General features: G+C 61.7%; 5 protein-coding genes. 1 reads left to right on the forward strand and 4 read right to left on the reverse strand.

Features of this window, described 5'->3' with window-relative positions; all coding sequences use genetic code 11:
* Positions 1-5: 5 nt before the first annotated feature.
* The 3 genes from C8N32_RS15505 to C8N32_RS12930 all read right to left on the reverse strand — a co-directional run bounded on the left by C8N32_RS15505 (position 6) and on the right by C8N32_RS12930 (position 4,668).
* Complete coding sequence (locus C8N32_RS15505) at positions 6-2,672, reverse strand: DUF4214 domain-containing protein (RefSeq protein WP_107893403.1); 2,667 nt, start codon at positions 2,670-2,672, stop codon at positions 6-8.
* Positions 2,673-2,781: 109 nt separating this feature from the next.
* Positions 2,782-3,438: an ABC transporter ATP-binding protein gene (locus C8N32_RS12925; RefSeq protein ID WP_107893404.1), complete on the reverse strand. Its 657-nt coding sequence runs from the start codon at positions 3,436-3,438 to the stop codon at positions 2,782-2,784.
* A gap of 6 nt (positions 3,439-3,444) precedes the next feature.
* Positions 3,445-4,668: a KpsE/RkpR family capsule polysaccharide export protein gene (locus C8N32_RS12930; protein ID WP_244905923.1), complete on the reverse strand. Its 1,224-nt coding sequence runs from the start codon at positions 4,666-4,668 to the stop codon at positions 3,445-3,447.
* 114 nt (positions 4,669-4,782) lie between these two features.
* Between C8N32_RS12930 and C8N32_RS12935 the strand changes: the two genes are divergently transcribed.
* Positions 4,783-5,598 carry an ABC transporter permease gene (locus C8N32_RS12935; RefSeq protein ID WP_107893405.1) on the forward strand — a complete coding sequence of 272 codons (816 nt, stop codon included), beginning with the start codon at positions 4,783-4,785 and terminating at the stop codon, positions 5,596-5,598.
* On the opposite strand, the gene C8N32_RS12940 is transcribed toward C8N32_RS12935, so the two are convergent.
* Complete coding sequence (locus C8N32_RS12940) at positions 5,520-7,943, reverse strand: glycosyltransferase (protein ID WP_107893406.1); 2,424 nt, start codon at positions 7,941-7,943, stop codon at positions 5,520-5,522. The genes C8N32_RS12935 and C8N32_RS12940 overlap by 79 nt on opposite strands.
* Between the last annotated feature and the right edge of the window lie 318 nt (positions 7,944-8,261).

The raw sequence follows: 8,261 nt of genomic DNA on the forward strand, positions 1-8,261 counted from the left end.
CAAGATCAGGCCAGTAGAAGCAGGTCGTCCGTGATCTGCGGCAGGGTGACATCGTGCATCCAGATCGTGACCCCCCGGTCCGTGAAGAGGACATCGTCACCCTGCTGTCGCATATGGGTCCGCGCTTGCGCACTGGTTTCATAGCCAAACCCTTCGAACATGAGAATATCCCAGCCTTCGAGATCGACGATGTGGTGGATTCCGCCATCCGCCGCATCGAACCGGAAGGTATCGCTTTGAATTCCCCCGAACAGGATGCTGTCTCCGGGGCCCGGTGCCAGCATATCGTCAGGGCCAAGGCCACGCATCCAGGCGTTCATCTTTTTGCCGGTCATCTCCCGGAACTCGACGCTTTGGAGGAAGCCTTCCAGGACTTCGGGACGGGTCATCCCGTCTGACAAACATGCCAACCATGTCTTCATTCCCTCGGCATCCGGCGCGCGGCCCAGGATATCGGCGTAAAGCCCCCGGACGAATTCTGTATCCGTGCCGTTGTCGCAATTCTTCAGATCGGTGATCGCGTCGGTCAGGCTGGTTCCATCGGCCAGTTGCGCAGACCAGTCCAGCAGGTCGGCCGTGGTCGGATCGCGGCCCAGCGTGGCGTGGAAAAGGCGATAAATCTCGTCACTCCATTGGGCCCGAAGGCCGGCCTCACTGTAGCGCAACGCGTCAATTTCGGTATTGGTTTTCAGGTCCGGGTCCGATGCGAACTGCCACAACAGACTTTCCCGGCTCAGGCCCGCGTCCAGCTGTTCGCTCCACAGATCGAGCGTTTTAGAATCCGGGTGCCGGGCGAAGATATTCGTGTAAATCCGGGTCACATAATCCTCTGTGGAGAGCTCACCATGCGCAGTCGCGAATTCCTCTGAATAGAGAAACCCGCGCACCAGTTCCGGTTCCGACAGGCCATCGGCAAGTTGTTGTATCCAGTAGACGATGCCTTCGAGATCCGGTTTCCGGCCCAGCGCGGCATGATAAAGCCGCATTACCTGGGCTGACTGCGCGTCGAGGTCCGGGTTCAGGTCTTCGGCAATAAGGGTATCATCTCCGTCGCCGCCCCACAGGATATCCGACCCCCCACCCCCGATGATCGTGTCATTGCCGGCACCCCCCTTGAGCGTCTCGCTGGCGGTGGTGCCGGTCAGTTTTTGTCCCGGCCCGGTAAAGGGCGTGGTGTCGATATGCCAGAGATCGCGGAACATGCCGATGTCCAGATCTTCGACCCGGATCGGAACGCCGTCCGATGACAGCAGGCGCACGGTTTCCCCGTTCAGGGTGATTTCGATCCCGTTGGGCAGTTCCGTGAAGTCCAGTGCGTCGAGGGTATAGAACCGCCCAAGTGCTGACAGGTCCAGCCGGTCTTGGCCCGGTGTAAAGTCGTGCACCACGTCCAGTGCGCCATCGGGGGTGAAAACGAAAACATCCGCACCGTCCCCGCCGATCAGGATATCACAGCCGCCGCCGTCGATCAGGATATCGTCCCCCGCCCCACCGCTGAGGGTGTCTTCGCCGTTGCCCCCGACCAGCAGGTCACCCGTTGTCCCCCCCGCCAGCAACCCGCCCCCGTCCGGGGCGTATCGCGCGGGGGAAAGGGGGCCGGGGTCGAAGGTGAACTGATCGATCGTGGCCCCGTTTTCACGGGCCAGGAAGATCTCTATGCGATCCTGCCAGGCGACTGCCGTCAAAGCAGACACATTGCCTGCCGCCATCCCTTCGGCACTGGCGGAGAACGTTTCGATATGTAGCAGCCGCCCACCGGGCAACAGCTCCATCAAGGTGCCGCCGTCGTCCCCGCCGGCGGCAATCACGAAAACGCGACCAGAGAGGGTCACGCAGGTCAGGTCCGTCAGGTCGCCAAAGCGGGTGTCTTGGGTGTCGCCGACCTGATCGATGGCGGTCATCTCGCCGGAACGGGACAGCGCCACCACCGTTACCGTGCCTGAACCTGCGGCACCAACCAGCGCATAGGCCTGTCCATGGGCCTGGGTAACCTCCAGATGCGTCACACCCGATACGGGCATGCCGCCGCTCGCATCGAGATGTCCGATATCGCGGAGCCCCCCGATCGTCTGTCTCATCAGGGTTAGGCTGTCGTCACTGTCGGACAGGACAAGCAGATAATCGTTTCCGCCCAGTGCCACGTGTTCCAGCCCCGCAACGGCGCGCCCGTCGGGCAGAAGCACCAGATCCGCGTCGTTCACAAATGTGGCGGTATCGGGATGTTCCATGCGCCACTGGCCGATCTCGGGTCCGGTACGGGTGGCGCCGAACAGGCTGTCCGTACCCCAGGCCAATGCCTGGAAGGTCGTCTCGCCGGGGATCAGGGTGGTGCCGCCCGACAGCATTTGTCCGGGGTCCAGGCTGTAGCTGCGCACGCCCATCCCGTATTCCCCGGCGCTAAGCAAGATGTCCTTTCCGTCAATTCGGGCGACTTCAAGCCGGACCGGCGCGGAAAGCCCCGCGGCGCCGTCGCCTTGTGCCTGATAGAAGGCCTCGCTTTCGGCGACCGGACCTTCCGGCGTGATGCGCCAGGCCAAAAGGCCACCACCCGCGCCGCTTGCGGAAAACAGCCACAGGCTGTCCCCGGACATCCAGGAAACGAGGTCGCTTATTCCGGTTGTATGCGTCTCCGGCCCGCCGGCAAAAGAGCCGGTGAATCTCAACTTGGGCATCGCCAATCCTCGCAGTATCACCGCAATATCGGTCTCAGGATCGGGGGCGAAGATTAATGGACGGCAAGGGGATTGCCCGGAATGGGAAAACTTGTATCGAACCGGGTGGTCAGGTCTTCATCGTTTCGGTGTGATGAAGGATCGCGGTTTCGAGATCGTCGTAATAGACAAGCTTGCCGTTTTCCAAGACCGCACCGGCCTCGCACAGGTCGCGAACCTGTTGCATCGAGTGCGTGACCACCACCGCGCCGGCGTTTTTCATGCGATCCCGGAAGACATCGGCGCTCTTGGCGCGGAAGGCGGCGTCGCCGACCGCGGTGATCTCGTCCACCAGGTAGGTGTCGAAGGAGATCCCCATCGAGATGCCGAAAGCCAGCCGTGACCTCATGCCGGAAGAGTAGGTCCGGAAGGGCAATTTGAAATGCATGCCAAGCCCGGCAAAGTCCTTGACGAAGGCGACGAGATCATCGGTATCCGCACCGTATATCCGGGCGATGAAACGTGTGTTCTGTGCCCCGGTCAGGTCCGGGTGGAACGATCCCGCAAATCCCACGGGCCAGGAAATCGTGCCCGTCGACTCGATCGTGCCGGAGGTGGGCTGCATCGTGCCGGCGATCATCTTGAGCAGCGTGGATTTGCCCGCACCGTTACGCCCCAGGAGGGCCACGGATTTGCCTGTCGGGAAGGTCACGTTTATGTTGTCGGCAACGACCTTGCGCTTGCCGTCAAGCAGGAAGGTCTTGCACAGGTTCTGCATCCGGATCATGGGATCTCAGCGCCGATCCTTGATGGAATAGGCGACCAGAACACCGGTCGACCAGGCCAGCAGCAGAAACAGCGTCATCAGACCAAGCTGAATACCGCGCTGCGGATACCGGGACGATTCGGCCAGCGTGGGCCTGATATAGGGCGCAAGATACCTGCTCTTGCGGCGCGCTTCGGCCAGGGAGGAATCGTAAGACGCCAGTGCCGATGTGTAGGATTGTTCGGCAAATTCCCGATCTACGGCCAGGCGCTCGTATTCCCCCACGATCGTGGCGAACACGCTTTCGTCTTCAAGCCCCCTGCCGATACCCAGCTTTTGGCGTTCGGCGGCGATCCGTTCCCGGATGACGTCAACCCGGCGCTGAAGCTGGCTCAGACGTGGATCGTCGTCGCGGGTGGTAATCCTCAGCAGGTCGAGTTCGATCAGGGTTTCCGCGAGCTGGGTCTCCAGTGTTCCCAGAAGGCCGGCCTGCGATTGCAGGTCGATCGAGGGGTCAACAAGTTGATAGCGGTTGCGGAATTGTGTCACTACCTGCCGTGCAGCTTTCAGCCGCTCGACAGCTTCCTCGAGATCCTGACGCGAATAGCGGATTGCATCCTCGCGGGCGATCGCGCTGAGGTCGTTGATCATTGACTGGCTTTTTTCCAGCATCGCCTGGGCGATCTTCTGGGCATCCTCGGGGGAGAAGGCCAGAACGCGCACCTCGATCAGCCCGCCGCCGGCGTCGTAGTAAATCTTGACCATGTTCCGCCAGTAGTCCAGCAGATCCTCGATCGTGCCATCGGTGTCATAGGCGAAGATCGGGTCGAAACGAGGCCTGGACCACATCGCGCGCAGGTCGAGCTCCGCGTCGATTTCGGCTACGAGCTTCTGGCTTTTCAGGTATTCGTAAAGAATGTCCGTATCCTTGGAGCTGGACCCGGACAGGTCGGTGATGCCGCCCAGAACCTCCAGCGGCGAACTGGCTTCTTCGGTCCGGACCGAAAACCCCACCGTGGAGGCGTATTGGTCGTCAGCGACCAGCCAGAGATACAAAGCCGCCAGAACCGTCGGCAAGGCGACGCAGATCAGAAAGCTTCCCAGTACGAGCTTGTGCCGCAGCTTGAGTGTCGCGAACCCGACCGGCGGCAGGATGCGCGGCTTTGCGGCGGCTTTCAGGGGCGCCGCCGGGCGTACGGGTGCAGGCATTTTCGGGGCGGCTTCGGAGGGCTTGGGCGCGTTTTGGGTCACTGTCTGGTCGCGATACTGTTGGAACCTGTCTTGATGTTGCTACACAATCCTTGACCGATGTTCCATAAGTATCGGGTCCGTTTGCGGCACGCCGAAAATTCTTGCAGGACTACCATGAGCCAGACCGATATCCCCCGTGCGGCCCCCCCGTCGCGAACCCGCAGCCGGAGCTTCCCCAGCTTGCGCACGATTTCTGCGCTTGTTCTGCGCGAGATGTCGACGACGAACGGCCGCTCTCCGGGCGGATATCTTTGGGCCATACTCGAGCCGACCGCGGGAATCGCGCTGTTGTCGATCGTGTTTTCGCTCGCCTTCCGGGAGCCCGCCCTGGGGACAAGCTTTCCACTGTTTTATGCGACCGGGCTGATTCCCTTTATTCTTTTTCTGGATCTGTCCAACAAGATCGCGGCCTCGCTTCTGTTCTCCAAACCCTTGATGAGTTATCCGACAGTGACATTCGTCGACGCGCTTTTGGCGCGCTTCCTGCTTAACGCAGGGACACAACTGATGGTCGGGTATGTCGTTTTTACCGGCCTTCTCGTACTCCAGAGAACCCGTGTCGTGACCGACCTTATCACCATTGCCGAGGCATATGTGATGGTGTCCGTGCTTGCTTTCGGCGTTGGAACCATGAACTGCTTTTTCATAACGCGCTTTCCGGTTTATCAGCGGCTGTGGTCGATCGCCATGCGGCCGATGTTTATCATCTCCTGCATATTTTTTCTATTTGATTCCATACCTTTGCCTTATCGGGATTATCTGTGGTTCAATCCGCTCGTGCATGTCGTGGGCCTGATGCGGCGCGGGTTTTATCCGGGTTATGACGCCACTTATGTATCGCACGTGTATGTTTACGGGCTGAGCCTTGGCATGTTGCTCGTGGGGGTATTCCTGCTGTGGCGGTACGGACGGGAATTGCTGGATCGCTGAGTCCATCTTGCCTGGGGCAGCGGCCCTTCCCGCGCGATTGCGCCGAACAGCGCATCCAGGTCCGGCTCCCCGTTTTCAAACGGAATGAGGCCGCCGGGTGCCCCCCGGGACATGGCGTGCGATACGGCCTCGGCCTGCGCTCCAAGGTCGAAACAATACACGGGCAGCCCCGTCGCAAGGGCCTCTTGCGTGGTATAGGAGAAGGTCTCCGGCCAGATGGAGGGGATCAGCCACCTGGCGATTCCGTACCGGCGGGTGAGAGGGCCGATCTGGGCATGGGTGTAGGGCCCGTGGACCCGCGATGGCCATGCCAGATGCCAGTGCGGGTCGATTTCGCCAATCACGACCAGCCGTGCCTCCCCCGAATGTGCCAGCCGTCGGCTCAGGGTGCTCAGCACGGCTGCCCCCTTGGGTTCACCGATATTGCCTAACACACCGATGGTTCTGACGGGATCTGGCGGGGGCGGGATCCTTGGGATCGCGGCCAGCGGGCGGTGGGGGATTACCGTAATCTTTTCTGCCCAGAGCGGATAGGCCCTGGCTGTGTGTGCCCGGCTGTCTTCGGAAAAGGTGACGATACAGTCGGCCGCAGCCAGAAGGTGTCCCCAGGCTTCTTGCCAGGCGCGCAGTCCGGCCCGCCCTCCTCCCGGTCTGAGCACGCGATGCGCGGGGTCGGATGTCTCCGGGTCGGGAAGACCGTGGAACCGGCGGTCCGCGTTCAGCAGGGTGTAGGCGGGGCTGATCGGAAAGTAATCGTGGAACAACACCTCCAGCCGGTGTGCGGGGCCGGATGCCAGACGCAGCAGAAGTGCGGGCAGGGTGATCGGGTCGGGGTCGCCGACGGCGCAGGAGTAGACGACATGCCGACGGCTGAGCAGGCCCAGAAGCTTTTGCACCAGTTCCGGATCGTCCGTGCAGGCGGTTGTCCGGCCCTGTGGGCTGTGTAGCTCGAGTTCGAAGCGATGTGTCCCGCCCACGCGCAATACCACGGCCGCGTTGTGATGGGACAAATCGCGGCGCAGGCGATCTTGCAGATAGAACTCCGCGCCACCGCCCATCGTGTGGGCCAGGTAGACCGGCACCGCCCGGCCTGCGCGGCAGACCCGTGCGTCTGCCCATGCAAGGGCAAGCGCCAACCGGCCGCTGCGCAGGGGGTCGGTTCGCAAGAATGCCTGAACTTCGGCGTCGAAGCCCGGATAACGCGAGGCGATTCGCGCTCCGTTGCGGCGAAGCAGGTTTTGTTTGCGCGCAGATCCGAAGGAGTGTCCGCCGCGATGTTCCACGAACAGGTTGCACACATAAACGTGCTGTGCGCCCGTGGCGCCCAGAACCTTCTGACACCAGTCCACTTCCTCGCCGTAGCCGGGCCCGAAGCTTTTATCGAAAGCGGGAAAGCGTTTCAGGACCTGCGGGTTGAGGGCCATGCAAAAGCCGACCCCGGTCGGGGCTGTTGCCTGGGCGACGCCCGGGTTCAGGTGTCTGGCGATGGTGTCGATGTGGTCCGCTTCGCCGGGGTACAGGTCGTTGCGGCGGCAGATGACCGGGACCGTGCCAAGCTCGGCATCGTTCGACATGGGTGTGACCGAGGCCACATTGCCCCCCCGGCGAAGCGGGGCGATAAGGCGGCTGGCCCATCTCGCGGGGACGAGGGTGTCGGAGTTGACCAGAACGACCGGGTCGTCCCAGCACAGCGCCTGCGCAAGCCCCCGATTTGCGGCGCCGACGAAGCCGATGTTGGTTTCGGTTTCCAGAAGGAACACCCTGCCCGGATGCCGGTCCTTTTGGGTTTGTATCCATTTGCGGACCCATGGTCGGACGCGTGTGTCGGTCGAGTGGTCTTCGATCACGATCAGCCGCCACGGCAGGTCTGTGTGGTGAATCAGGCGGTCAAGACATTCGGGCAGAACATCGAAGGCATTGTAAACGGGTACGATCAGCGTGACACTTCCGCCGGTTTGCGGAAGTTTCCGCCAGGACAGGATTTCGGGGTGCAGCAGGTGTGGGGGTAGGGCGGCAAGGCCCAGGGCAGATTTCACGCGGGCGCGGTCTGCCGGGTTTTTGTGGCGCATCCATCTCAGCCCCGCCGGTGCCGCGCGGACCATGGCTTTCACGAAGCCAGGAACAAGCCGCACCTGGCGTATCCGAAGCCGCCAGCCGGCCAATACTGGCCGGGCAGGGTGCAGGTACCCCTGTCCCCAGGGGGAATGCGGGCCGATGCCCGGTGAGCGGAACGGTGTCATGATGGCCTGCCGCTTGGTCCCGGCCACCAGCGGCTGGTCCGGATCTGCCGGCGAAAGGTGGGCGTGGCAGTAGTGCCGGAACAGTTGAGCGAGTCGAGCGAGCATGCACTGCTTCCTTGTATGGGCTGCCGCCTGCGTTTTCCCGAGTTTGGCGCGGACATGCTTACTGCCCGGTGAATCGCGGATAAGGCGATTCCGGTGGGGAAGACTCCCCGGATTCTGTGAATACCCCTGTGGATAAACGCTTTGCGCGTCTGGCTGCGCCGCCTGGACAACTTCCAGCCATCAGGGCCCACATTTAATACATTGTTTTCATGGTATTTTTTTCGACCATCAAAAAACTTTTGCATTTTTTTGGATTGGGGGTTGCGGAGGTTTGCGAGTCTCCGTAAACACCCCTTCACCGGCGGCGCTGAGGGGTGC

Origin of the sequence: Rhodovulum imhoffii (assembly GCF_003046545.1) — a bacterium.
In the GTDB taxonomy this organism is placed as follows: Bacteria; Pseudomonadota; Alphaproteobacteria; order Rhodobacterales; family Rhodobacteraceae; genus Rhodovulum; species Rhodovulum imhoffii.